At 58.7% G+C, this 24,428-nt stretch carries 22 protein-coding genes and 1 tRNA gene; 14 read left to right on the forward strand and 9 right to left on the reverse strand.

Annotation, left to right across the window (positions count from 1 at the left end; genetic code table 11):
- Window positions 1-136: 136 nt before the first annotated feature.
- On the forward strand, window positions 137-1,753 hold the full coding sequence (gene nadB, locus ACP7BO_RS06565; RefSeq protein ID WP_060694647.1) for an L-aspartate oxidase: 1,617 nt from the start codon (window positions 137-139) through the stop codon (window positions 1,751-1,753).
- Here the strand turns inward: nadB and ACP7BO_RS06570 are convergent.
- A complete protein-coding gene (locus tag ACP7BO_RS06570; RefSeq protein ID WP_426209207.1) occupies window positions 1,722-2,174 on the reverse strand; it encodes a protein YgfX in 453 nt (150 codons plus the stop codon). The two genes, nadB and ACP7BO_RS06570, sit on opposite strands and share 32 nt — an antisense overlap.
- Window positions 2,158-2,412 (reverse strand): succinate dehydrogenase assembly factor 2, encoded by a 255-nt coding sequence (locus ACP7BO_RS06575; protein WP_003440597.1) that lies wholly within the window; start codon window positions 2,410-2,412, stop codon window positions 2,158-2,160. The genes ACP7BO_RS06570 and ACP7BO_RS06575 overlap by 17 nt, the downstream gene beginning before the upstream one ends.
- Window positions 2,413-2,551: 139 nt before the next feature.
- Between ACP7BO_RS06575 and ACP7BO_RS06580 the strand changes: the two genes are divergently transcribed.
- Together ACP7BO_RS06580 and ACP7BO_RS06585 are read left to right on the forward strand one after the other, a co-directional pair.
- Window positions 2,552-3,493, forward strand: coding sequence for a YgfZ/GcvT domain-containing protein (locus tag ACP7BO_RS06580; RefSeq protein ID WP_426209209.1), 942 nt, complete (start codon window positions 2,552-2,554; stop codon window positions 3,491-3,493).
- Between the two features lie 26 nt (window positions 3,494-3,519).
- Window positions 3,520-4,338, forward strand: coding sequence for an HDOD domain-containing protein (locus ACP7BO_RS06585; protein ID WP_397454576.1), 819 nt, complete (start codon window positions 3,520-3,522; stop codon window positions 4,336-4,338).
- A 143-nt stretch (window positions 4,339-4,481) separates the two neighbouring features.
- Here the strand turns inward: ACP7BO_RS06585 and ACP7BO_RS06590 are convergent, their stop codons facing one another.
- Window positions 4,482-5,903, reverse strand: a complete 1,422-nt coding sequence (locus tag ACP7BO_RS06590; protein ID WP_426209212.1) for a sensor histidine kinase — start codon at window positions 5,901-5,903, stop codon at window positions 4,482-4,484.
- Complete coding sequence (locus ACP7BO_RS06595) at window positions 5,896-6,567, reverse strand: response regulator (RefSeq protein WP_426209214.1); 672 nt, start codon at window positions 6,565-6,567, stop codon at window positions 5,896-5,898. Before ACP7BO_RS06595 ends, ACP7BO_RS06590 begins: the two co-directional genes overlap by 8 nt.
- 450 nt (window positions 6,568-7,017) lie before the next feature.
- On the opposite strand from ACP7BO_RS06595, the gene ACP7BO_RS06600 reads away from it, so the two are divergent.
- Genes ACP7BO_RS06600 through ACP7BO_RS06615 form a run of 4 tightly spaced genes read left to right on the forward strand, consistent with a single transcriptional unit; the run spans window position 7,018 to window position 11,055 of the window.
- A complete protein-coding gene (locus tag ACP7BO_RS06600) occupies window positions 7,018-7,995 on the forward strand; it encodes a Bug family tripartite tricarboxylate transporter substrate binding protein (protein ID WP_426209216.1) in 978 nt (325 codons plus the stop codon).
- Between the two features lie 58 nt (window positions 7,996-8,053).
- On the forward strand, window positions 8,054-8,512 hold the full coding sequence (locus tag ACP7BO_RS06605) for a tripartite tricarboxylate transporter TctB family protein (RefSeq protein WP_397454578.1): 459 nt from the start codon (window positions 8,054-8,056) through the stop codon (window positions 8,510-8,512).
- A gap of 1 nt (window position 8,513) precedes the next feature.
- The gene (locus ACP7BO_RS06610; RefSeq protein ID WP_060694661.1) at window positions 8,514-10,028 is read left to right on the forward strand and encodes a tripartite tricarboxylate transporter permease; all 1,515 of its coding nucleotides are present in this window, start codon (window positions 8,514-8,516) and stop codon (window positions 10,026-10,028) included.
- Window positions 10,021-11,055 carry an AbrB family transcriptional regulator gene (locus ACP7BO_RS06615; RefSeq protein WP_426209219.1) on the forward strand — a complete coding sequence of 345 codons (1,035 nt, stop codon included), beginning with the start codon at window positions 10,021-10,023 and terminating at the stop codon, window positions 11,053-11,055. Before ACP7BO_RS06610 ends, ACP7BO_RS06615 begins: the two co-directional genes overlap by 8 nt.
- Window positions 11,056-11,060: 5 nt before the next feature.
- Here the strand turns inward: ACP7BO_RS06615 and ung are convergent, their stop codons facing one another.
- Window positions 11,061-11,753 (reverse strand): uracil-DNA glycosylase, encoded by a 693-nt coding sequence (gene ung, locus ACP7BO_RS06620; RefSeq protein WP_426209221.1) that lies wholly within the window; start codon window positions 11,751-11,753, stop codon window positions 11,061-11,063.
- 566 nt (window positions 11,754-12,319) lie between these two features.
- Between ung and ACP7BO_RS06625 the strand changes: the two genes are divergently transcribed.
- From ACP7BO_RS06625 to ACP7BO_RS06640, 4 genes are all read left to right on the forward strand, one after another.
- Complete coding sequence (locus tag ACP7BO_RS06625) at window positions 12,320-12,541, forward strand: cysteine-rich CWC family protein (RefSeq protein ID WP_073509640.1); 222 nt, start codon at window positions 12,320-12,322, stop codon at window positions 12,539-12,541.
- 33 nt (window positions 12,542-12,574) lie between these two features.
- Window positions 12,575-13,267, forward strand: coding sequence for a pseudouridine synthase (locus ACP7BO_RS06630; protein WP_397454580.1), 693 nt, complete (start codon window positions 12,575-12,577; stop codon window positions 13,265-13,267).
- A gap of 77 nt (window positions 13,268-13,344) precedes the next feature.
- The gene (locus tag ACP7BO_RS06635) at window positions 13,345-14,202 is read left to right on the forward strand and encodes an alpha/beta fold hydrolase (RefSeq protein WP_426209224.1); all 858 of its coding nucleotides are present in this window, start codon (window positions 13,345-13,347) and stop codon (window positions 14,200-14,202) included.
- 108 nt (window positions 14,203-14,310) lie between these two features.
- Window positions 14,311-14,384: transfer RNA gene (locus ACP7BO_RS06640), tRNA-Gly, on the forward strand.
- Window positions 14,385-14,567: 183 nt separating this feature from the next.
- Here ACP7BO_RS06640 and betA read toward each other — a convergent pair.
- From betA to speB, 4 genes are all read right to left on the reverse strand, one after another.
- Entirely contained in the window at window positions 14,568-16,256 is a 1,689-nt protein-coding gene (gene betA / locus ACP7BO_RS06645; protein ID WP_426209226.1) for a choline dehydrogenase, read from the reverse strand.
- A gap of 2 nt (window positions 16,257-16,258) precedes the next feature.
- Window positions 16,259-17,812: a purine-cytosine permease family protein gene (locus tag ACP7BO_RS06650; protein WP_426209228.1), complete on the reverse strand. Its 1,554-nt coding sequence runs from the start codon at window positions 17,810-17,812 to the stop codon at window positions 16,259-16,261.
- Window positions 17,813-17,930: 118 nt separating this feature from the next.
- Window positions 17,931-19,439: an aldehyde dehydrogenase family protein gene (locus tag ACP7BO_RS06655; RefSeq protein ID WP_003440554.1), complete on the reverse strand. Its 1,509-nt coding sequence runs from the start codon at window positions 19,437-19,439 to the stop codon at window positions 17,931-17,933.
- A 95-nt stretch (window positions 19,440-19,534) separates the two neighbouring features.
- Window positions 19,535-20,512, reverse strand: a complete 978-nt coding sequence (speB, locus tag ACP7BO_RS06660; protein ID WP_003440552.1) for an agmatinase — start codon at window positions 20,510-20,512, stop codon at window positions 19,535-19,537.
- A gap of 153 nt (window positions 20,513-20,665) precedes the next feature.
- Here speB and ACP7BO_RS06665 point away from each other — a divergent pair, with 153 nt between their 5' ends.
- From ACP7BO_RS06665 to ACP7BO_RS06675, 3 genes are all read left to right on the forward strand, one after another.
- Window positions 20,666-21,580, forward strand: a complete 915-nt coding sequence (locus tag ACP7BO_RS06665; protein WP_426209230.1) for a LysR family transcriptional regulator — start codon at window positions 20,666-20,668, stop codon at window positions 21,578-21,580.
- Window positions 21,581-21,703: 123 nt separating this feature from the next.
- A complete protein-coding gene (locus tag ACP7BO_RS06670) occupies window positions 21,704-23,200 on the forward strand; it encodes a PLP-dependent aminotransferase family protein (protein ID WP_426209232.1) in 1,497 nt (498 codons plus the stop codon).
- A gap of 134 nt (window positions 23,201-23,334) precedes the next feature.
- On the forward strand, window positions 23,335-24,405 hold the full coding sequence (locus ACP7BO_RS06675; protein ID WP_426209234.1) for a sugar phosphate isomerase/epimerase family protein: 1,071 nt from the start codon (window positions 23,335-23,337) through the stop codon (window positions 24,403-24,405).
- Window positions 24,406-24,428: the final 23 nt, after the last annotated feature.

Raw genomic sequence — 24,428 nt, forward strand, 5'->3', positions numbered from 1 at the left:
AATCGCCATGCAGGCCCCACAACTCTGAGGCACACTTCCTGCCCGCTGTACTTTCCCTATGCCACAAAAGCCCGGCTATTGTGCCGATCCCCCCCTCTATATACTAGAGGGCGCTTTTTTTGCGGATCCAAGAAGAATGAGCCAACATTTTCAACATGATGTGCTGGTGATTGGCAGCGGCGCTGCCGGTTTGAGCCTGGCCCTTACACTGCCGGGGCACATGCGTATTGCAGTGCTCAGCAAAGGCGATCTGGCCAACGGCTCGACGTTCTGGGCACAGGGCGGAGTGGCCGCCGTCCTCGATGACACCGACACCGTGCAGTCTCACGTCGAAGACACCCTCAACGCCGGAGGCGGCTTGTGTCATGAAGACGCAGTGCGGTTCACCGTCGAGCACAGCCGCGAAGCCATCCAGTGGCTGATCGACCAGGGTGTACCCTTCACCCGTGATGAAGACGCAAACCCCGAACAGCCGGGCTTTGAGTTCCACCTCACCCGCGAAGGCGGGCACAGCCACCGGCGAATTATCCATGCCGCTGACGCCACCGGCGCTGCCATTTTCAAAACCCTGCTCGAGCAAGCCCGCCAACGGCCCAACATTGAATTGCTTGAGCAGCGGGTCGCCGTTGATCTGATTACCGAGCGCCGGCTGGGCCTGGAAGGCGATCGCTGCCTGGGGGCTTATGTGCTCAACCGCAGCACGGGAGAGGTCGAGACCTACGGTTCACGCTTCACCATTCTGGCCACAGGTGGTGCCGCCAAGGTCTACCTCTATACCAGCAACCCCGACGGTGCCTGCGGTGATGGCATTGCCATGGCCTGGCGTTCCGGGTGTCGCGTGGCGAATCTGGAATTCAACCAGTTCCACCCCACATGCCTGTATCACCCCCAGGCCAAAAGTTTTCTGATTACCGAAGCGTTACGTGGCGAAGGCGCACACCTCAAACTGCCTGACGGCGAGCGCTTCATGCATCGTTTTGACCCGCGCGGGGAGTTGGCGCCACGAGATATCGTCGCCCGCGCTATCGACCACGAGATGAAGCGCCTGGGTATCGATTGCGTGTATCTCGATATCAGCCACCAGTCCGAAGCCTTCATCAAAACGCACTTCCCGACTGTCTATGAGCGCTGCCTGGAGTTCTCCATCGACATCACCAAACAGGCGATCCCGGTGGTGCCGGCGGCACATTACACCTGCGGCGGGGTGATGGTGGACGAGCATGGCCACACCGATGTGCCGGGCTTGTATGCCATTGGTGAAACCAGCTTCACCGGTTTGCATGGCGCCAACCGCATGGCCAGCAATTCGCTGCTGGAGTGCTTTGTATATGCCAAGTCGGCAGCCGCCGACATCCTCGCCCAACTGCCCCAGGTGGCCACGCCTGTCGCCCTCCCTGACTGGGATGCCAGCCAGGTCACGGACTCAGATGAAGATGTGATCATTGCCCACAACTGGGATGAATTGCGGCGTTTCATGTGGGACTACGTCGGCATCGTACGCACCAACAAACGCCTGCAACGGGCACAGCACCGCGTACGTCTGCTGCTGGATGAGATTGACGAGTTCTACAGCAACTACAAAGTCAGCCGCGACCTGATTGAACTGCGAAATCTGGCGCAAGTGGCCGAGCTGATGATCCGCAGCGCCATGGCGAGAAAAGAGTCGCGAGGCCTGCATTACACCCTCGACTACCCGCACATGCTGCCCGAGGCCCTGGACACTATTCTGGTGCCGACCACCTACGTCGGCTGAATTTCAGCCGCACGCGCAAGCGCCGGTGCTGATCCGGCGCCAGCGCGTCACGGGGAATGCATACCGTGCGCACCCAGCGCTCATTGCACACTCTGAAGCGCACGATCACCACACTTGGCAACGCCAGGCTGTCACGACGCAATTGCACGGCCTGCCAGCCCCTGGCACGGTTCCATAACTGCCAGCCGTCGGCATCCCGGCGCAACCCGCTATAGGCCGAGCAGTGGGTCAAGCGGATGTGGCGCCCCAGCACCCAATAACCATGGGCCAGACACAGCAAAACACCGGACACACGTGCCCAGACAGGAATCGACAGAAGGCAAATTGAGATCAGCGCCAGGGTCTGGGCTGCAAGACATGCCGCCAGCAATCGCCCGGAGGCACGCCAGCGGCACTCGAAATAATTACTTGGGCTGGACACGATCCAGAATCATGCGAACCATGCGCTGCAACTCCGGGTCCTCGGACTCTGCGCGTTCCATGAACCAGCCGAACATATCCTGGTCTTCGCACTCAAGCAGCTTGCGATAGCATTCACGATCGACATCATTAAGGGTGGCGTACACTTCCTTGACGAAAGGCACCAGCAACACGTCAAGTTCCAGCATGCCGCGACGGCTGTGCCAGTAGAGACGATTGAGTTCAACATCTTCGACCATGGAGCGCTCCTCAAATAGAGCGCAAGTATACAGCCCGTTCCGCCATAGAACAGTCGGCTTTGGTCGCCAGGCATTGAACTACCCATTTGCAGGTCGCACCTCTATGATGTATCCCAGACTTTATTACCTGCGATGACCCATGGCCGACTCTGCTTTTTTCTGCACCCTTTCTCACGAAGGCGTTCTCGCCGTTATCGGCAATGACGCCAGCAAGTTCCTGCAGGGACAGTTGACCTGCAACCTCAACTATTTGAGCGAGACGCGCTCGAGCCTGGGTGCACGCTGCATGCAAAAAGGCCGGATGCAGTCCAGCTTCCGCATTGTTCTTGAGCCCGAAGGTTGCCTGCTGGCGATGGCTCGCGAACTGGTCGAGCCGCAATTGGCAGACCTGAAAAAATATGCCGTTTTCTCCAAGTCAAAACTGACCGACGACAGCGCCAGCTGGGTGCGCTTTGGCCTGCACCAGGCAGATGCCGCGCTGGAGAGCCTGGGCCTCAATCTGCCAGCCGAAACCGACAGCGTGGTCAGAGCCAACGGTTTGATCGCCATTCGCGTCAGCGAAGGCCGGGCCGAACTGTGGGCAGCTGCTGAGCAGACAGAAAGCCTGGAACAACACCTCAAAGCGCAACTGGTTGAAGCCGACCTCAATCAATGGATCCTTGGCCAGATTCGTGCTGGCATCGGCCAGGTCATGCCCCAGACCCGCGAACTGTTCATTCCGCAAATGCTCAACCTGCAAGCGGTAGGTGCAGTCAGCTTCAAAAAAGGCTGTTATACCGGGCAGGAAATCGTCGCGCGCATGCAGTATCTGGGCAAACTCAAACGCCGCCTCTACCGCCTGCGTCTTGAGTCCGACGAACTGCCCGCCCCCGCAACGCCACTGTTTGCACCTGCTCATGGCAGCAGCGTGGGTGAAGTCGTGATTGCTGCCCATGCTGAAAACGGCATCGAGCTGCTTTGCGTCCTGACCGCCGATGCCGTAGAAGTGGGTGAAATCCATATAGGTGATGCGCAAGGTCCAACTCTTTCGCTGCTTGACTTGCCGTACCAGCTAGACCGTGACCGTGAGATCCAGCGCTAATTGCCACACCTTGCTAGAGAACAGAAATGAGTACGTTGGCGCACAAGGTCCAAATGGACTTGATTAAGGCCATCGATAAAGATGACCTGGTTTTGCCCACGCTACCGGAAGTGGCGTTAAACATCCGCAAAGCAGCAGAAAACCCTGAAATCAGCGTAAGTCATCTGAGTAAAGTCATCGGTCGCGACACCGCCCTGTCGGCGCGACTGATTAAGGTCGTCAACAGTCCGCTGCTACGAGCCCTCTACGAAGTCACCGACCTGCATACCGCCATCACCCGCTTGGGCGTCAACTACAGCAGTAACTTGGCGATCGGACTGGTGATGGAACAGATTTTTCATGCCCGTTCGCACGTGGTCGAAAACAAAATGCGCGACGTGTGGCGCCAAAGTCTGGAGATCGCCGGGATTTGCTACACCCTGTGTCGTCGATACACCTCACTCAAGCCTGATCAGGCGGCACTCGGAGGGCTGGTCCATCAAATTGGCGTGCTGCCGATTCTGACCTACGCCGAAGACCACAATGAACTGCTGTTCGATCCGGTGTCGCTGAATCACGTCATCGAGAGCATTCATCCGCGCATTGGCGACAAGCTGCTGGCGGTGTGGGAATTCCCCGAAATGTTGCTGAAACTCCCCGGCCAGTATCAGGACTTCACTCGCGACTCCAAGGTCATCGACTACATCGACCTGGTACAAATCGCGACCCTGTTCTGCTCTCAAGGCAGCAACGCAGTTGCGGGTCTTGAGCTGAGCAGCCTGCCCGCCTTCAAAAAACTGGGGGTGGATGCTGATGACCAAAAGTTCCAGGACGATCTGAACGCGGCACGCGGGATGTTTATCTGAAGCAGACGCTAATTTCGTAGCAGCTGCCGAAGGCTGCGTCCGTCGACGTAGTCGTCGCAGAAACGTCTATCGCGTGTTTTCTGATAGGTCTGGCCCGGCAGGTTTACGATCGCTGCGCAATCGGACGTAGCCTTCGGCAACTGCTACGTAGTTTGTTTTGTTTGACCTGCCCGGCCACTGCCGGCCAGCACAAAACTCACCCGTACTTTCAACCCGCCCTGCGCGCCATCGTGCAGGCTGATCGGTGCCAGGTGCGCACGACAAATCTCTCCGACTATCGCCAGCCCGAGCCCCGAGCCTGCCACCTCATGGTTGCGTCGATAAAAGCGCTCAAACACTCGCTCGCGGTCTACAAGGGGGATGCCCGGCCCGTCGTCTTCAATCTCAAGCACGGCATGGGGCGTTACCCGCAGAATCACATTGCCGCCCTTCGGCGTATGGGCCAGGGCGTTGTCCACCAGATTGCTTAACAATTCACTCAACAATGTGGGCTCGCCGCGCATCCACACTGGCTGATCCGCCTCAAGCGCCAAGGCTACGCCCCGCGCATGGGCGAGTGGCGCCATGGCCATTCCCAGCTCACGGGCCAGCTGGCTAAGATCGAGCAACTGCGCCCCGCCTTCGGCAATGGCACGCGCCCCGTTTTCAATCCGCGCCAGCGATAGCAACTGATTCGCCAGCTGGGTCAAACGGTCAGTGTCATTCGCTGCCTGTTCAAGGGTCATGCGCCAGGTCTGCGCGTCATGGGCCCGCAAGCCCAATTCGAGCCGGGCCTTGAGCACCGCCAGGGGGGTGCGCAACTCATGGGCGGCGTCGGCAATAAATTGCGCCTGGCGCTCAAACTGACCACGCAAACGCTCGGTAAAGTGATTGAGCGCCTGCACCAATGGCCGCAACTCTCGCTGTACCGACACCAACGGCAGTGGCCGCAAGTCATCGGGCTGGCGTTCCTCAACCGCGGTGCGCAAACGCTCCAGCGGTCGCAATGCCGCACTGACCGCAAACCACACCACCATTAATGCCCCCAGCCCCAACATGCCCAGGCGCAATAACGTGTCGGCCATCAAACTACGCGCCATGGCCACGCGCGCCTCGTCAGTTTCGGCAACCCGAATTTCCGCCATGCCATTCATATTGGGCTCACTCACGGCCTTGAGCAGGCTTACCACCCGCACGTTTTGCCCCTGATACTGGCCGTTATAAAACCGCGCCAGAGCCGGGTAATCATCGGTACGCGGGGTACCCGCAGGCGGAGCCGGCAACTGTTCATAACCGGAAATCAGCTGCTGATGAATGTCGTTGACTTGGTAGTAGATACGTCCGGCGCTGTCGTAGGCAAAAGTATCGAGCGCGACATAAGGGACATCGGCACTCAAGCTGCCATCACGTTGTGACAGACCGGCAGCGATAGTCCGTGCCGAGGCCAGCAGGGTCCGGTCATAGGCCGTGTCGGCAGCTTCACGGCCATTGAAGTAAGCGCTAAAACCGCTGGCCAGCATCAATGCCACCAGCAACAGCGAGAGATTCCACAATAAGCGCCCGCGCAAGCTGTCGAATTTAAACATCGCGGCCTTCCAGCAAGTACCCCAGGCCCCTGAAGGTCACAATCGCTACCGCCTGGCCGTCGAGTTTTTTACGCAGCCGGTGAATATAGATTTCGATGGCATCAGAACTGGCTTCCTCGTCCAGGCCAAATACCTGGGCCGCCAGTTGCTCCTTGCTCATGACCCTTCCGGGCCTTGCGATCAACGCCTCAAGCACCGCTTGTTCGCGCGAAGTCAGGATCAGCAATTCCTCGCCAAGGGTGAAGCGTCGGGTTCCCAGGTCGTACACCAGAGCTCCGCACTGCTGCTGACGCTCCCCGCCCAGCACACTTCGGCGCAGCAGGGCTTTGACCCTTGCCTCAAGCTCAGTCAGTTCGAAGGGTTTGGCCAGATAGTCATCGGCCCCAAGATTAAGCCCGTGTACCCGGTCTCTGACATCGCTGCGCGCCGTCAGCATCAATACCGGCAGGGTCTTGCCCCGACTGCGCAAACGCGCCAGCACTTCAAAACCGTCCATGCGTGGTAACCCCACATCCAGGATCGCCACCGCATACTCTTCGCTGCTCAAGGCCAGGTCGGCAGCCACGCCGTCGTGCAGTACATCCACGGTCAGCCCCGTGCTTTTCAAGGCCTGGGCAACACTCTCGGCCAACTGCAACTGATCCTCGACCAAAAGTACACGCATCGGATTTACCTCATTATTTTTATGCAGGCCGGGGGCCTGTCTTTGCGCGGAGTGTACAGACGGCAGAAATACTGTGAAGTGCGAAAACCGTGAAAGGCCAATGAAAGGCAACTGAAAGGTTCGCGAAAGGTTGGCTGATTAGGATCCGGAAATGGACAGTTACAACTGTCATAACGTATCGCCCTGAAAAACGCCTCGAAGCGTTTTCGCCAATAAGAACAATAATGGAGCACCCCGCATGCTGACGCTTCAGCCCGATGCCCGCCGTCTTTGTGTTTCCCCCGTGTCGATCCAACTCTGCAACTGGCTTGCGAGTGACTTCCTGTCGTCTTCAGTTTGTCCGCAATACGCCTGAGGCCCCACGCCAGCCCTGCGCGATCAATGCCCGCGCGTAACGGCAGCAGCGAACAACACCAGCCCCCTAAAAACAAAAACGCCTGTGGAGACACCATGAACCTATCACTGCGCACCGTCGCTCTCGCCGCCAGCTGCCTGCTGTTCACCGGCCAACTGATGGCTGAACCGAAACGCCCGGAATGCATCGCACCGGCCTCCCCCGGCGGTGGTTTCGACCTCACTTGCAAGCTGGCACAAAGCGCACTGGTGAACGAAAAACTGCTCAGCAAACCGATGCGCGTGACGTACATGCCCGGTGGCGTTGGCGCCGTTGCCTACAACGCCGTGGTCGCACAGCGCCCGGCCGACGCCGGCACTCTGGTGGCCTGGTCCAGTGGTTCGCTGCTCAACCTTGCGCAAGGCAAGTTCGGTCGTTTCGATGAGAACGCCGTGCGCTGGCTCGCCGCCGTGGGTACCAGCTATGGCGCGATTGCGGTGAAAAGCGATTCGCCCTACAAGAACCTCGATGATCTGGTTCAGGCCCTGAAGAAAGATCCAGGCAAAGTGGTCATCGGCTCCGGTGGCACTGTCGGTAGCCAGGACTGGATGCAGACGGCCCTGATCGCCAAGGCCGCCGGAATCAACCCGCGTGACTTGCGCTATGTAGCCCTCGAAGGTGGCGGTGAAATCGCAACGGCCCTGCTGGGCGGGCACATTCAAGTAGGCAGCACCGATATTTCCGACTCCATGCCGCACATCCAGAGCGGTGATATGCGCCTGCTCGCAGTGTTCGCCAATGAGCGCCTCGATGACCCCGAGATGAAGAACATCCCGACCGCCAAAGAACAGGGCTACGACATCGTCTGGCCAGTGGTGCGCGGCTTTTACCTGGGGCCAAAAGTCAGCGATGAAGACTACGCATGGTGGAAAGACGCTTTCGACAAACTGCTGGCCTCTGAAGAGTTCGCCAAGCTGCGCGATCAGCGTGAACTCTTCCCCTTCGCCATGACCGGGCCGGAGCTGGACACCTATGTGAAAAAACAGGTGGCCGACTACAAAACCCTGGCCCAGGAATTTGGCCTGATCCAGTAACCGTCGCCATCCGCTGGCTGAGCCCCTGAATATCGGGGGCACCGCCCAGGAGTGAACCATGCTCTTCCAACGAATTTTTGCCTCGGGCCTGCTCATCGTCTGTGCCGGTCTGGCGATGATGGCCTGGCCTTACCAGGCTGCGTTTTCCTACGAGCCTGTAGGTCCTCGCGCCTTCCCCTTGCTCATGCTCGCCTTGATGGCACTGGGTTTGATTTACATGATTTTTCGCCCGTCGCCTGTCGTACATAGCGAAGAAGACCCACAACTGGATCGCCAGACTCTGACCAAGATCGGCCTGTGTGTCCTGCTACTTCTGGTCTTCGCCGGCACCTTCGAACCACTGGGTTTTATCCTCAGCAGCGCGCTGGTCGGCATCCCGATGGCCCGTTTGTATGGCGGTCGCTGGTTGCCGAGCATCGTGATCATCAGCTTGATGAGCGTCGCTCTTTATCTGCTGTTCGATAAAGCCATGGATGTTCCGCTGCCACTTGGCCTGCTCGACGTTCTGGAGAACTGATATGGATACTTTTGGCTATTTGGGACAGGGCTTTGGCGTCGCGCTCACCCCTTACAACCTGATCACCGCACTGTGTGGCACCTTGATTGGCACCGTGGTCGGATTGCTTCCAGGTCTTGGCCCCATCAACGGGGTCGCCCTGCTGATCCCCATTGCTTTCGCCCTTGGGCTGCCACCCGAGTCTGCGCTGATCCTGCTGGCGGCCGTGTACCTGGGCTGTGAGTACGGCGGGCGTATCAGCTCGATCCTGCTGAACATCCCCGGTGAAGCATCGACCGTCATGACCACCCTGGACGGCTACCCGATGGCCCGTAAAGGCCTGGCAGGCGTGGCGCTTTCGCTGTCCGCCTGGAGCTCATTCATTGGCGCCTTTATTGCGACCTGCGGCATGGTGCTGTTCGCCCCGCTGCTGGCCAAATGGGCGATCGCCTTCGGCCCGGCGGAATACTTCGTACTGATGGTATTCGCCATTGTCTGCCTGGGCGGCATGGCCGGAGATCGTCCACTCAAGACATTTATCGCGGCCTTGATCGGCCTGTTTCTGTCGACGGTGGGGATCGATGCCAACAGCGGGGTTTACCGTTTCACAGGGGACAACATCCACCTGACTGACGGCATCCAGTTTGTGGTGCTGGTACTGGGCCTGTTTTCGATCAGCGAAATCCTGTTGCTGCTGGAAAAAACCCACCGCGGGCAAGAGGCCGTAAAAGCCACCGGCCGCATGATGTTCAACTTCAAAGAAGCATCCGCGGTATTCGTGGTGAACATCCGGTGCGGTCTGCTCGGTTTCATCATGGGCGTGCTGCCGGGTGCCGGCGCAACCCTGGCCAGCGCCGTGGCCTACATGACGGAAAAACGCCTGGCGGGTACCACCGGCAAATTCGGCGAAGGTGACATGCGCGGTCTGGCAGCGCCCGAGACGGCCATCGGGGCTTCGGCCTGCGGTGCCCTGGTACCGATGCTAACCCTGGGTGTACCGGGATCGGGCACCACGGCAGTGATGATTGGCGCGTTGTCGCTGTACAACATCACGCCCGGCCCGCTGTTGTTTCAACAGCAGCCGGATATCGTCTGGGGCCTGATCGCGTCCTTGTTTATCGCCAACATCATGCTGGTGATCCTCAACATTCCGATGATTCGCATTTTCACCCGGATTCTTGCCGTGCCCAATTGGGCGCTGGTGCCGGTGATCGCGATTATTACCGCCATCGGTGTCTATGCAGTCCACGCCACGACTTTCGATCTGTTCCTGATGATCGGTATCGGTATCTTCGGCTATATCCTGCGCAAGCTCGACTTCCCGCTATCGCCCGTGCTTTTGGGCTTCATCCTGGGCGGACTGATGGAGCAGAACTTGCGTCGGGCCCTGTCGATTTCCAACGGTGCACTGGAAATTCTGTGGGCAAGCCCGATCACGCTGGGGGTTTGGGTGCTGACCGCGATCATGCTGCTGATGCCCGTTCTGCGCATCTGGCGCAAACGCAGCGCCAAACGTCGCGCACTCGCCAATGCCTGAACAAGGGTTCAGGCATTGGTGGGGAACGCCGCTGGTCGGCCTGGCCGGCGGTTTTCTCGCCAGCCAAATTGGCTGGCCACTGCCCTGGATGGTCGGCTCGTTGCTGGCAATCATTTTGGTCCGCTGCCTGACCCCGTGGCAGTTGGCCGAGATTCCGGGCGGACGTAAATGCGGGCAGTGGATTGTGGGCATAGGGATCGGCCTGCACTTCACCCCCGTGGTCATGGAGCAGGTGCTGGCGCATTTCGGCCTGATCTTTATCGGGGCGCTGCTCACCAGCGTGTCGAGCGTGATCGGGGTGTGGATCATGCGTCGCAGTGGTGAAGACTGTGCTACGGCGTTCTTCTCCAGCATGCCGGGCGGCTCGGGGGAAATGGTCAATCTGGGCGCGCGCAATGGTGCCGTGCTGAGCCGGGTCGCTGCCGGGCAGAGCCTCAGAGTGTTGATGGTGGTGCTGTGCGTACCGGCCGCCTTCAAGTACTTGCTCGGCGAAGGCGCTCCAGCGCTGCATCCCGCATCCGTCAACTTCTACTGGTTAGTCCTGCTGTTTCCGGTCGGAGCACTAGCGGCCTGGATCTGGCAGCGTTTGCGCCAGCCCAACCCCTGGTTATTCGGGCCGCTGCTGGTCAGCGCCAGCGTCAGTATTTTGTGGGACTTGCACATCGGCCTGCCCGATGGCAGCAGCCAGGCGGGCCAATGGTTGATTGGCAGCGGACTGGGCTGCCATTTCAATCGGGCTTTTTTTCGCCGTGCCCCGTCGTTCATTGGCCGCACATTAATAGGGACGGCATTGACGATGCTGATTGCCAGCCTGTGCGCACTCGGCTTGAGCAGCCTGACTCAGCTCGATCTGCGCTCAATGACCCTGGGGATGATGCCCGGCGGAATTGCCGAAATGAGCCTGACCGCAGAGACCCTGCAGTTGTCGGTGCCGTTGGTCACGGCCTTGCAAGTGATGCGCTTGCTGTTCGTACTGTTTCTGGCCGAACCCCTGTTTCGCTATTGGGTACGGCCACGCCCGGACTAAACCCCTCAGGCTGGCGGCAATTTCCAGTCGATCGGGGTCAACCCGTTTTGCTCAAGAAACTTGTTAGTGCGACTGAAATGACCGTTACCGATAAACCCTCGGTAAGCGGAAAGCGGCGAAGGATGCACTGACGTCAGCACCAGATGCTTGGTTGCATCGATCAATTTCTGCTTGCTTTGCGCATGGGCGCCCCACAACAAAAACACCAGCTTGGGCTGTTGCTCGCTCACGACCTGGATAATCCGGTCGGTGAAATGCTCCCAGCCTTTTTTGGCGTGAGACGCCGCGTTTGCGCGCTCCACTGTCATGGTGGTGTTGAGCAGTAAAACCCCCTGCTCTGCCCAGTGCTGCAAGCAGCCATGGGTGGCGATATCGATATTCAGATCGCGCTTGAGCTCTTTATAAATATTAACCAGCGAGGGTGGTACGGAAATGCCGGGCTGGACCGAAAAACACAGGCCATGTGCCTGGCCAGGGCCGTGATAAGGGTCCTGACCAAGGATGACTACTTTGATCTTGTCCAGCGGGGTCAGGTTAAGGGCATTGAAGATAAGCGGGCCCGGCGGGTAAATTTCCTTGCCGGCGGCATGCTCCTGACGCAGGAATTCACGCAACTGGGCCATATAAGGTTGTTCGAACTCCTCACGCAAAGCCTGCTTCCAGACCGGTTCAAGTTTTATACGATCATCCGACGTCATGACTACATCCTGAAAAACAATGGAGCGGACACTAGAAAAGCCCGTCTCCATTGTCAATTCATCTGTGCAACCCGCCGGTAATCTCTACCTGTCCCAGCCCCGGCCCTGGCCTTGCTCCCCGCCATGGCCAGGCCCATGACCTGACTGATAAGCAGGCCCGTGGTGATAACGCGGCGGTCCCTGATAATAGCGTGGAGGCGGAGCATAGTAGCCACGGGAATGGCCGTAATAAGGGCCGTATCCACCATAGCCATAGGGCGCTGGCGCTACATAAACCTCAGAGCGGTAGCCTCCGTAGCCAGGGTAATAGGGCACACAGGCGCACAACGCCAGACTAAGGACGACAAGGGTAAGCAGACGACGATACATGGCGGCCTCCCGGACCGCTAAGGAGCACACCCGGCGGCGCCGGGTAGCGGCAGATGGCAATGCCATCCGATACCTTTTAAGACCACGAAAAACGGCTTCGGTGCCGCGTGTGGAATAATTCTGACCTTCGATCCTGCCCGGGGCATACAGGCCTGCTGTGCGCATACAATACGCAGGCCAATCACAGGACTCCTGCCATGACCCCACCTGATCTGTGCCCTGCATGCGGCGCGCGCAATGACTGCTCAATGGCCCGCGCTGATACCGCGAACCAGCCCTGCTGGTGCTATGGCGTGAGTATCGACCCGCAGGTGCTGCAAGCTTTGCCACTCGAACAGCAGAATCTGGCCTGCCTATGCCCGCGTTGTGCGAACGTTCTAAGCCAATTGCCGCCCGCGCAGGCGGAACGCCTCGCGTAAGATGCCCGTCTGTATTTATTGTGATTGATCGTTATGCGCCTAGACCGTTTTCTGAGCAACCAGCCCCAATTCAGCCGCCAGCAAGTGCGCCTGCTGCTGATCGAAAAACGGATACGGGTAGATGGCCGGGTCGTTAGCGATCCGCACCATGAAGTCCGGGATTTCAGTCGCATTGAATACGACGCTCAACTGTTGCAGGCCGGCAAGCCTGCACGGTACTTCATGCTGCATAAACCGCCGGGGTGCGTGAGTGCCACGCAAGACCCGGAGCACCCGACAGTGCTCGATTTGCTGGACGAACCGGACAAGCACGATCTGCATATCGCGGGCCGGCTGGACTTCAATACCAGCGGGTTGATGCTGATTACCAATGACGGCCACTGGTCACGCCATCTGACCCAACCGCAAACCAAAATGCCCAAGGTGTATTACGTTGAGACCGAGCAGGTGATTGGCGCCGAGTATGTAACTAAGTTCAATGAAGGCATTTATTTCGCCTATGAAGACCTGACCACGCAACCCGCCGGGCTCCAATTGCTGGGCCCCTGCAGTGCTCGCCTGAGTATCGTCGAAGGGCGTTACCACCAGGTCAAACGCATGTTTGGCTACTTCAACAACAAGGTTGTGCGCCTGCACCGGGAGAGCATCGGGCCATTGGTGCTCGACAGCCAGCTCGCCCCCGGCCAGTACCGGCCCCTGAGCCCTGAAGAAGTCGGGTTGTTCTGACCCCTCGCCCGCCTGACTGTCATATACCCGGTGCATCCTCGGTCTGACCGACGCTCGATTCACTGGAGTCCGACGCCATGCTCAAGCCCGAAATCACCGTGCTCGACCTTCAAGGCCAGTATCGAATTCACACCGAGTTCTATCGCTCGGCTACTGCAGAGCACACCATTATCCTGGTCAACGGCTCCATGGCCACGACCGCATCGTTTGCCCAGACCCTGAAGAATCTGCACCCGCATATGAACGTCGTACTGTACGACCAGCCCTATGCGGGCAAGTCAAAACCTCACAATCGACATCAAAAAATGCTGACCAGAGAACTTGAAGCACAAGTGCTTCTGGAGTTGATCGAGCATTTTTCGGCGAATTACCTGATGTCGTTTTCTTGGGGCGGGACTACCGCGCTGACAGCACTGGCGTGCAGCCCACGACGCATCGAGAAAGCCGTGATCAGTTCGTTTTCACCGCTGATCAACGAGGCCATGCGCGATTACCTGGAGCGTGGCCGGCGCTGCCTTGCAGACTGCAACCGCACACAAGTGGGCAACCTGGTCAACGATACGCTGGGCAAACATCTACCGTCGCTGTTCAAACGCTTCAACTTCCGGCATGTCAGCAGCCTGGCCGAACACGAGTACGCGCAAATGCACTTTCACATCAACCAGGTCCTGACCTGCGACTATCCATGCTTCCTCAATACGTCCCGGGGCATCGAGATTCCGGTGTTGTTCATCAATGGCGCATGGGATGAATACACCTCGGCCAATGACGCTCGACACTTTATCCGCACGATTGAGAACAGTCAGTTTGTGCGCCTGGAAAACACCGGTCATTTTCTGGATATGGAACACAAATCTGCCAGCCATATCAGCAAGGCCGCAGTGCTCGATTTTCTGGAGCCGGCACACTCTCTGCACCTGGCAGCTAGCCGCTGATGCGGTGTCAGGGGGGAAGTGAGGGATTGGATGCGCTTGAAATTTGCAATTTCAGGAATAAAAACTTCTCATCAAGGCTGACTTCTGGTACAAAGTCAGCCGCTCTGAGCGGGTATAGTTTAGTGGCAAAACGAAAGCTTCCCAAGCTTTAGTTGAGGGTTCGATTCCCTCTACCCGCTCCACTTTTGCTTCCATGCAAACGCAGCAAACTCCCCCCGAACATCTGAAACCAAAACGCTGTTGTGCTCATCAAAGCAGCACCCTCCCTGCAAGCACACCCCGTCAGCCTGACGCGGCAGTTTCGCGAGTCTGGTTCATGGCCGGCAGCAAGCCACGAAGCACTTGCTGCACAGCACATTGAAGATTTAAACCCTGACATTTCTCAGTGGTGCCGAAGGCCGCTGGCTGGTTTCCCACTGCGCAGCCAGGCCCACCACCACATCGGATTCGGGCAACATCCCGCACCCGCGAACCAGATCTGCGGCCCGCTCGGCAAGCATGATGGTCGGGGCGTTGAGGTTGCCGTTGGGTTCGGTTGGAAAGACCGATGAATCGATCACCCGCAGACCTTCAATCCCGCGTACCCGTAGTTGTGAGTCCACCACCGCCATGTCGTCTTCACCCATACGACACGAGCCACACGGATGGTAGGTGCTTTCAAGGTTCTCACGTACGAACTGGTCAATCTCGGCATCAGTGTTCACATTCGGCCCCGGAGCGATTTCGCTCTCACGGAAGCGATCCATCGCCGGCTGGCCGATGATTTCCCGGGTCAGCCGCACACAGCGACGGAACCCCTCGCGGTCCTCTTCACGCTGCAAATAGTTGAAGATAATTTCGGGATGCTCGTAAGGGTCAGCCGAGCGAATTCGAACATGGCCACGGCTCTTGGGTTTGTTCGGCCCGGTGAGCACCATGAAGCCGTGCCCCTTGATCGGCTTTTTACCGTCATAACGCATGGCCGCCGGCAAAAAATGAAACTGAATGTCCGGCCAGCGCAACCCTTGCCCCGAGCGAATGAAACCGCCGGCTTCAAAGTGGTTGGTTGCACCCAGCCCATCCTTGCAAACCAGCCAGCGCAAACCGATCATCAACTTGCTCAGCGGGTCCATTTTACTGTTCAGGGTCACCGGCTCTTTGCAGGCGTACTGAATGTAGATTTCCGAGTGGTCCTGCAAGTTTTCGCCGACCCCGGCCAGATCATGCCTGACCACCACCCCGGCCTTGTTCAGTACCGCAGCCGGACCGATACCCGAGCGTTGCAACAGGTGCGGCGAACCGATGGGCCCCGCCGAGATCAGTACTTCCCGGGAGCAGCGCACGGTATGGGTCTGGCCGCCGTGGTCGTAGCTCACCCCCACTGCACGCTTGCCGTCGAGCACGATCTGGCGCGTCATCGCCCGGGTGATCACCGTCAGATTGGGACGCTCCATGGCCGGGCGCAAATAAGCGTTGGCCGTGGAGCATCGAACCCCGTCCTTGACCGTCATATGCATGGCACCAAAGCCTTCCTGCATATAACCGTTGCAGTCGTCGGTCTTGATGTAACCCGCCTCTTCACCGGCATCGACCCACGCCCCGTACAGCGGGTTCTTCATTTTGTTGCCACTGCTGGTATGCAACGGGCCGCTGCCGCCGCGATAAGCATCACCGCCGGCATCACAGCTCTCGGCACGCTTGAAATACGGCAGGCAATTACGGTAGCCCCAGCCTTCGGCACCCAGGGACTCCCATTCATCAAAGTCATAGGCATGCCCGCGGATATAGACCAGTCCGTTGATGGAGGATGAGCCCCCCAGCACCTTGCCGCGCGGACAGTGAATGCGACGTCCGTCGAGGTAAGGCTCCGGCTCGGTTTCATAGCGCCAGTTGTAGCGGGTGGTGTTCATGGGCATCGAAAAAGCGCTCGGCATCTGAATCATCACGCTGCGATCACTGCCGCCGAACTCCAGGACCAGCACCTCTACGTCCGCATCTTCGGTCAGACGGTTGGCCAGCACGCACCCGGCAGAGCCCGCGCCAATGATGATGTAGTCATATTTTTTATTGTTCATGGTTATCTCCAAATACTCGTTTCACTGACCAGCGGCACAAGTGGTACCGGCATCGGCATGACCGCCGCCCCAGGGTCCCCAGTGCTGTATTGCGGATGCGTCTGTTCGATGTCCTGAATGACCCGCTCTTCATGATTGAGATCAATCGAGCGGCTGAGCCAGAAGTACGTCAGGCCGGACACGATCAGCCCGACCAGCCAGGCAACGTCGATATTGCCCAGGGCTTTGGCCAGCGGGCCGACAAACACTTCTTTCTGGGCCACGCCATCGAAGATGTAGAAAAACGGGATCATTGCGACGAAACCAATGGCATACGACGCAAGGCCGCGCAGGCCCCAGCTGCCGTAAAGACTGTCGCGGGCCATGAAGAAATGCGGGATGGCGTAGCGCCCCTTGCGCACAAAGAAGTAGTCCGTCAGGTTCACCGCAGTCCAGGGCACCAGGAAATACAGCATCACCACCAGGTAGATGCCCAATACCGACAGGCCCTTGTCAGAGTCCTGCAGACCCAGCGATACACCCAGCTGCAGCAGGATCACGAAAATGATTGCCAGCACCCGCGCCTTGCGCGTCGGTTCGATATGCCTGATGGAGTCGACGCAGGTCAGGGTGGTCAGCTTCGCGCTGTAGATGTTCATTGCCATGACCGGCAGAAACACCAGGATGGTGACGCCGACCACCACGATGCCCATCATGGATGAGACGGTATTGCCCACTTGCGACAGGGCCACCAGAACGTTGGTGGCATGCAGGTGGTCGGCCAGCCAGGCGCCCACTGCAATCATCCAGGCACCCGACAGCGAGGCCCCGAGAAACACCACGGCAATCAACTTGCCGCTATGGGTATTCTTCGGCAGGTAACGCGAATAATCGGACACATACGGCGCATAGGCGATGTTGTAACTGGCCGCCGCGGCAAACTGGGTGATAAAGCCGGTCCAGTTAAAACCCAGGGGCGGTGCCTCGACCTCGCCGATAGCGAGCAGTGACAGCGGCGTGTCGGGCACCCAATGCATCAGCACCGCCAGTGTCACCAGCCCGTAAAGGGGAATTGACAGAAACAGGGCCCATTTAAAACTGCGATGCATCCAGTCATGCCCCAAGATTGCCAGGACGGTCGCCGGCACTGTCACCACCAGCGCAACCGTCAGCGGATCAAAACCAAACAGTTCCTTGAGGCCCTGCATCATCAACACTAAGTTGACGATATTGAAACCGGCGAACACAAACAGCGTCGCCAGCAGCGCCAGAATTACCCCGCGATAGCCGAACTGGGCCCGCGACTGGATCATCTGCGGCAACCCCAGGTGCGGCCCCTGGGAACCGTGGAAGGCCATGAACAAGGTGCCAAACATGATGCCCAGCGTGCCGGCCAGAATCGTCCATAGGGCGCTCAAGCCAACACTGGGCCCTACAAAGCCGATGGTCATGGTGAAAAAGGTGAAGTTGCCGAGAAACCAGAAAGGTCCCTGGCTGGAAAGTTTGTCGGTGCGCTCATTTTCGGGAATGAAATCGATTGAGTGCCCTTCAACAGCCGATGAGGGTGGTGTGTGCATGATGTACTCGCAGAAGTAGTGAAGATCATGACCCGATAACTGCCCTGCCCCGGGGCGAGCTGTCGCCCTTTATCAGGGTTGTGACAGCCGCCCGGTGCACAGGAGTGTCAATCGACACTCAGGGCAGCGTTATCCACACGGCTTTGGTTTCCAGCAGGTGATCGAGCTGTTCAGCCCCCAGATCCTTGCCAAAACCGGACTGCTTGTAGCCACCAAACGGCATCGAAGGATCGATGGTGCCGTGGCCGTTGACATAGACCATCCCGGCCCGCAGACGCGGGATCAGGCTGTGCACCCGGCCCAGGTCGTTGGAGTACAGGGCTGCAGCCAGGCCATAGGAAGAGTCGTTGGCCAGCGCCAGCGCTTGCTCATCATCATCGAACGCAGCCGTGACCAGCACGGGGCCGAAAATCTCTTCCTGGACGATCTGCATGTCGTTGCGACAATGGGCAAAGATCGTCGGCTCCACGAAGTAGCCCGGCCCGTCGACCGGCTGGCCGCCGTATACCAGCTCGGCCCCCTCACGCTTGCCGAGGGCGATGTAGTCCAGTACCCGTTGCTTCTGCTGTTGCGATACCAGCGGGCTGATAAAGCAGTCCGGGTCCAGCCCGGGTGCCATTTTCAGTGCGCGGGTACAGGCGATCAGTTCACGCAAAAAGCTGTCGTAAATGCTGCGATGGACGTAGGCCCGGGTGCCGGCGTCGCACACCTGGCCCGAGTTGAAGAACACCCCGTTGGCAATCGCTTGTGCCGCGGCAGGCACGTCGGCGTCCGCGAGAACGATTACCGGGGATTTCCCCCCCAGCTCCAGGGTCAGGCGCTTCATGTCGCCCAGCGCCGCCTGGCCGACGGTGCGTCCGACCGGCGTCGAACCGGTGAAGGTCAGTTTGTCGATGCCCGGATGCGTCGCCATCGCGGCGCCCACCACACTTCCCCGTCCGGTGACGATATTGATCACACCATCCGGGATGCCCGCTTCCTGCACCAGCTCAGCGAAGCGCAAGGCCGACAGCGAAGTCAATTCAGCCGGTTTGACTACTATGGTGCAGCCGGCTGCCAGTGCCGCGCCGAGTTTCCAGGCCATGGTTTGCAGAGGGAAGTTCCACGGCACGATAGCGCCCACCACCCCGATCGGCTCTTTACGGGTGTAGGCCAGATAATTACCGGGCAGCGACGGTTCAACGGTACGGCCGTGGATTTTCGTGGCCCAGCCTGCAAAGTAACGCAGGGTATCCACTGTGCCTTGCACATCGACAGCCCGTGCCGCGACCACCGACTTGCCCATGTCGATCGACTCGATTTCAGCCAACTCATCGCCATGGAGCTCAATCAGTTCTGCCAGCCGATGCAGCATCCGCTCACGTTCCAGCGGTTTGACCTGACGCCACGGACCACCGTCAAACTGTGCCCGGGCGGCTTGCACGGCGCGGTCCAGATCGGCCGCGGTGCCCATGGGAACACGGGTCAGAAAGCCCCCGGTAGAGGGCTCGATGACATCCGAGGTTTGTTTGTCGCTGGCCTCGACCCATTCACCACCAATAAACATCTTCTGCTGTTTGCCGAGAAAAGCCTGGGTGGCTTCGCTCAAGCCGAATTTCTGCAAGTACTGCTTGACCGTCGTGTCCATTATTATTCTCTCGGGCCGGGCGTCAGACATCGCACCAGGCCTCCTGGGTTCAAGACTCAATCCGGGGCTGCACGCAAGCCCCCGGCACTTGTGTTTCAGAGTGCGCGGGCCTTGGCCCGTTCGTGGTAGATAAAACCGATGCTGTTGAGCAGCAGTTGCGCGGCAAGAATCGACGTCACGCCCGCCGGGTCATACACCGGAGCGACCTCCACCAAGTCCATGCCGATGATGTTGCCTTTGCTGCGCTTGGCCAGCGCCTGAATAATCTCCAGCACCTCGTAGTACAGAAAGCCGCCATGGCTCGGCGTGCCTGTGCCCGGGGCGATCGAAGGGTCGAAACCGTCAATGTCGATGGTGATGTAGTACTTGACCCCCTGTGGGATCAGCTCCAGAACGCCCTCGGTACCCAGGCGACGGACATCGCGCACCGAGAGGATTTTTGAGCCGGCAGCGTGGGCCGCTTCATAGTCATCGCGGTTGGAGGACGAAACGTTGCGGATGCCCATCTGGGTCATGCCGACGATATGGTTCATTTCTGAAGCGCGGCGCAGCGGGTTGCCGTGGCCGTAGCGAACCCCATGACGCTCATCAACAAAGTCCAGATGCGCATCAAAGTGCACGATATGAATAGGCCCTTTGCCTTCGAAGGCCTTGATGACCGGGGCGTGAACCGAGTGGTCGCCGCCCAGGACCACAGGCATTGCGCCTGACTCAAGAATCTTACGTACCGCAAACTCGATATTGTCATTACTCGCTTTCATATCGGTGTGGACGATATCCGCATCCCCCACATCGACCATGCGCACGTCCTGGGAGGTAAGGTACATCACGTCATCTTCGTGATCGTAGGCACCGGCATGACCGAAAGAAAACAGGGTCGATGCCTCGCGAATCCCGCGCGGCCCAAAACGGGCGCCCGAACGCCACTGTGTACCCATGTCATTGGGTGCGCCGAGGATGGCGACATCGGCATCCAGGGTTTCCCAATCAGTACAGACCGGGGATTTACCGAACGTGCAATGCCCTACAAACGGAAGGTTCAAACGGCCGGACTCATATCCATTGCTAGACATATCGATCTATCTCCAATTCTTGTTATTGCCATGGGGGCGCACTGGTAAGTGCCTGGCGCTGGAGTGACTATGAGCGCAGCTTTTCATAGAAAAAATCCTAATCATCCGATACATATATCGGCAGATCCGATGCATCGATAGGGAGAGGACCGGTTGAATCAGCTACATACCGTGGACCTGAAGCTGCTCAGAGTATTCGCCGAGATCGTCAAATGCGGCGGCTTCTCTGCGGCTCAAGCAGCGCTGAATATCGGCCAGTCGACCATCAGCGAACAGATGACCCATCTGGAAACCCGTCTTGGGGTCAAGCTCTGTCAGCGCGGGCGCAGCGGCTTTCGCCTTACAGAACAGGGCGTGGCGATTTTCGAATCTACCCGGCGGCTGCTGGCCGCCGTAGATGACTTCTGCCTGGATGCCGATGTGCTCAAGCAGAAGATCACCGGCAAGCTGAACCTGGGCATCATTGACTCAACCATTACCGACCCCGATTCTCCCCTGCCGAAAACCACCCAGCGCTTCGTTTCCAGAGGCCACGATGTTCACCTCAATGTGTATGTCGGCACCCCTGCCGAACTCGAAGAACGGGTGCTGGACAACCGCCTGCATCTGGCCATCGGGCACTTCCCGAATCACGTCTCGGGACTGGATTATTTACCCCTGTACCAGGAGGCCCTCGGACTGTATTGCGGGCGGCGCCATCCCTTGCACGGCAGTACCGCAGAGAGTGCCGAACTGCTTGAAGAGATCAGCGAGAGTCGAATCGTAGCCCGGGGCTTCATGCAGCAGCACGACCTGGACCGACTGGGTGTGAGCAAAGCCGCCGCCACCGTAGACAACATCGAGGCGCTGGCGATCCTGATCATCTCCGGTGCTTATCTGGGGTTTCTGCCCATCCACTTTGCCGCTCAGTGGGTCAATTCCGGTGAGATGCAACAATTGGCCCCGATGAGCCTGCACTTGAAGTCGCCGTTCGATGTCATCACGCGGCGCGGCGTTGCCCCGTCACCGATTTTGCGGGTATTCCTTGAGGACCTGGCGGCCACCGCACGGCAAGAGGTCCAGCCTTGAACACAGTGTCGCCGACACCTCGCACACTCTTGTGCAGACGGGTTTTGCTGCGCCGGTCCGTGCAACATAATGGCGCCCCTCAGTGCCTGAGGGCGCAATAAGAACAATAGAGGCAAACAGACCATGAAATCCCCCGGCGGTCGGCTCCTGACCGGCCTCACGCTGGACCGCACCAGCTCAACTCCCCTGTACCGTCAACTGTACTTGCAGATTCGCCAGCAAATCCTCGCCGGCCGGCTGCAAGGAGGCACCCGCATGCCCTCCACCCGGACCCTGTGCAAAGAACAGGGGCTGTCACGGATTACCATCCTCAATGCCTTCGACCTGCTGATCGCTGAAAGTTTTCTGGTCTCACGCCCCGGTGCCGGTACCTATGTCTGCGCGGAATGGGAGAACCGTGAAGCCGCCCCTGACGAGCCGTCCAGACCGCCGCGCCTGTCACACTTGAGCCAATCTGTGCTGTCCATGCGCAGCGACCATTTCAACGGCGTCTCCTACCAGGCCTGGGAGCCGGACTGCCCGACGTCTTTCCTGCCCAGTCAGGTCGCGTTCGATGCCTTTCCGCTGCACGTCTGGAAACGCCTGATGAACCGGCACCTGTGCCAGCCGACCAAAGCCATATTGGGTTACGGCGAAGTAAAGGGTTTGCTGCAACTGCGCGAAGCGATTGCCGAGTATGTCTATGACGCTCGCGGTATCGAGTGCGAAGCCGGCCAGGTGGTGATCGTCTCGGGTGCCCAGCAGGCGTTCAACCTGCTGGGCATGTTGCTGCTCGATCCGCAGGACAGTATCTGGATGGAAGACCCCGGCCATATCTCGGCGCGCATTGCCCTGCAGGCCCAGGGTTGCCGGGTGGTGCCACTGCGTATCGACGACCAGGGAATCGATCTGCAGCAAGGCCTTCAAGAATGCCCTGAGGCTCGTCTTGCGTTCACCACGCCGTCACGCCAGCACCCGCTGGGCATTACCATGAGCTACGGCCGGCGCCAGGAATTGATCGAGTGGGCAAATCGTGGCCATCGCTGGATCATCGAGGACGACTGCGACAGCGAGTTCACCTATTGCGCAAAGCCACTGCCCGCTCTTTACGCCATGGACCAGTGGTCCCGTGTCATCTACGTCGGCACCTTCAGCAAGGTGCTCTACCCTTCCTTGCGTCTGGGCTACGTGATACTGCCCGAGGCACTGGTGGAGCCCTTCTGTGCCATGCGCGCGGTCATGGACCGCAGCCCGTCGACCCAGCTGCAAGCGGTCACTGCCGACTTCATCCGCGAAGGTCATTTCCTTGGCCATATCCGGCGTATGCGCGCTCTTTACCAGTCGCGCCAGGACTGCCTGATACAGTCACTGAAACAGCGGCTGGGTAATTTCATGGACGTTAAGCCGGTCAATGTCGGCATGCATGTCATTGCCTGGCTTGACCCCGGACTGGATGACGCGGTCATCGCCAAGGAGCTGGCCCGACACCAGATCCATACCTATGCCTTGAGCGACTACTGCGTGAAACGTTACTTGCCGCCCGGACTGCTTATCGGCTTTGCCGGAACCCCGATCGAACAAGCCACGGAAAAAGTCGAGGCGCTGGCTCAGGCGCTGCTGAAGATGGGCCACGCTCTGTGAGCAGGCAGGCCCCGGTGAAACAGAGGCTGAAAGTGGTCATAACAATTAAAAAATAATGGCTCTATTGGTAGAACCACTCTGGTGCGATAAAGGCCTTACCGACCGATTCGGTGCCTGTACCAGGAATAATTCTAATGAACTGTATACAAGCACGCTTCAACTCCCTGCTAAGCCACAACAGCCGCAGCGACTGCCCGCCTCCACTGTTGACTGCGCAACTGGCCAGCAAGCTTATCGATCGCCTGGAGCGCATGCGTCTGTTCGCCCATGCCTATCCCTTGCTGACCAACCTGACCCACGGTCGGGTCAAGCCCGCTGAACTGCTGGACTTCGCCTGGCGCCATGAGTTGCAAGGCCTGAGCCTGCATCTGCTGGATGGCGAGGCCAACAGCCTGAGTAACATGAACCCGCAGCAGCTTCAGGAGTTTTCCCATAAGGCAGCAACGCTGGGCCTGGACATACATCTGGAGATCAGCAGCACCCGCAAAGAAGATGTGGATCAGGTTGTCGCCATCGCCAAGGCTATCGGCACTCGCAACATCCGGGTCTATGCGCGTTATGAAGGTCATCTGTCACGGGTAATGGCACTGATCGAGGAGGATCTGCGCTATCTGGCGCAACAGGCAGACCTGCACGATCTGTTCTTCGACTTTGAGCAGCATGAAGAGTTAAAAAGCCATGAAATCGCCCAGTTGCTCAGCCGCCTGGATCACCCCCGCCTGCACGCGTTGTTCGACTTCGGCAATATGATCAATGCCTGCGAGCAACCCTTGACGGCCCTGAAGCAGTTGTCTGCGCACATCCGCCAGGTGCACATGAAAGGGGTACGCGTGGTGCCCGAGAAAAATGGTTTCGGCCATTACGGGGTGCTGCAAGGGGGTGCCGAAGATCACCTCCCAAGTGCACGCATGATGTTCGAGCTGCTGATGCTCGGCGAGCAGGAGCCGCAGGTTATCGCTTTTATTCTTGAGCAGGAAAATCACTACGCCGCCCCCGCCTTCCGCCAGTCGGATGAGACACAAGACCCTTTCATCGAGTACCGGCAAATGAGTGAAACGGCAATGCCGCCGGGGTTTTGCGCCGAACGCATGATGGCTGCAGAGCACCAGTGGGCAAACAACCAGATTCGCTATGTGCGCGGCCTGCTCGGTGAGCTGAAGGTTCTGGCACAACTGACACTGGCGGATACGCCGGTCTGTGCCTGACCCCTCACCACACTCGCCAAAAC

Origin of the sequence: Pseudomonas sp. TWR2-1-1, from assembly GCF_049897045.1 — a bacterium.
In the GTDB taxonomy this organism is placed as follows: Bacteria; Pseudomonadota; Gammaproteobacteria; order Pseudomonadales; family Pseudomonadaceae; genus Aquipseudomonas; species Aquipseudomonas versuta.

Excerpts from the sequence above, each read along its gene's own strand:
- nadB (WP_060694647.1), top strand. The coding sequence starts at position 137 with ATGAGCCAACATTTTCAACATGATGTGCTGGTGATTGGCAGCGGCGCT.
- ACP7BO_RS06575 (WP_003440597.1), bottom strand. The coding sequence starts at position 2,412 with ATGGTCGAAGATGTTGAACTCAATCGTCTCTACTGGCACAGCCGTCGC.
- ACP7BO_RS06580 (WP_426209209.1), top strand. The coding sequence starts at position 2,552 with ATGGCCGACTCTGCTTTTTTCTGCACCCTTTCTCACGAAGGCGTTCTC.
- ACP7BO_RS06585 (WP_397454576.1), top strand. The coding sequence starts at position 3,520 with ATGAGTACGTTGGCGCACAAGGTCCAAATGGACTTGATTAAGGCCATC.
- ACP7BO_RS06590 (WP_426209212.1), bottom strand. The coding sequence starts at position 5,903 with ATGTTTAAATTCGACAGCTTGCGCGGGCGCTTATTGTGGAATCTCTCG.
- ACP7BO_RS06595 (WP_426209214.1), bottom strand. The coding sequence starts at position 6,567 with ATGCGTGTACTTTTGGTCGAGGATCAGTTGCAGTTGGCCGAGAGTGTT.
- ACP7BO_RS06600 (WP_426209216.1), top strand. The coding sequence starts at position 7,018 with ATGAACCTATCACTGCGCACCGTCGCTCTCGCCGCCAGCTGCCTGCTG.
- ACP7BO_RS06605 (WP_397454578.1), top strand. The coding sequence starts at position 8,054 with ATGCTCTTCCAACGAATTTTTGCCTCGGGCCTGCTCATCGTCTGTGCC.
- ACP7BO_RS06610 (WP_060694661.1), top strand. The coding sequence starts at position 8,514 with ATGGATACTTTTGGCTATTTGGGACAGGGCTTTGGCGTCGCGCTCACC.
- ACP7BO_RS06615 (WP_426209219.1), top strand. The coding sequence starts at position 10,021 with ATGCCTGAACAAGGGTTCAGGCATTGGTGGGGAACGCCGCTGGTCGGC.
- ung (WP_426209221.1), bottom strand. The coding sequence starts at position 11,753 with ATGACGTCGGATGATCGTATAAAACTTGAACCGGTCTGGAAGCAGGCT.
- ACP7BO_RS06625 (WP_073509640.1), top strand. The coding sequence starts at position 12,320 with ATGACCCCACCTGATCTGTGCCCTGCATGCGGCGCGCGCAATGACTGC.
- ACP7BO_RS06630 (WP_397454580.1), top strand. The coding sequence starts at position 12,575 with ATGCGCCTAGACCGTTTTCTGAGCAACCAGCCCCAATTCAGCCGCCAG.
- ACP7BO_RS06635 (WP_426209224.1), top strand. The coding sequence starts at position 13,345 with ATGCTCAAGCCCGAAATCACCGTGCTCGACCTTCAAGGCCAGTATCGA.
- betA (WP_426209226.1), bottom strand. The coding sequence starts at position 16,256 with ATGAACAATAAAAAATATGACTACATCATCATTGGCGCGGGCTCTGCC.
- ACP7BO_RS06650 (WP_426209228.1), bottom strand. The coding sequence starts at position 17,812 with ATGCACACACCACCCTCATCGGCTGTTGAAGGGCACTCAATCGATTTC.
- ACP7BO_RS06655 (WP_003440554.1), bottom strand. The coding sequence starts at position 19,439 with ATGGACACGACGGTCAAGCAGTACTTGCAGAAATTCGGCTTGAGCGAA.
- speB (WP_003440552.1), bottom strand. The coding sequence starts at position 20,512 with ATGTCTAGCAATGGATATGAGTCCGGCCGTTTGAACCTTCCGTTTGTA.
- ACP7BO_RS06670 (WP_426209232.1), top strand. The coding sequence starts at position 21,704 with ATGAAATCCCCCGGCGGTCGGCTCCTGACCGGCCTCACGCTGGACCGC.
- ACP7BO_RS06675 (WP_426209234.1), top strand. The coding sequence starts at position 23,335 with ATGAACTGTATACAAGCACGCTTCAACTCCCTGCTAAGCCACAACAGC.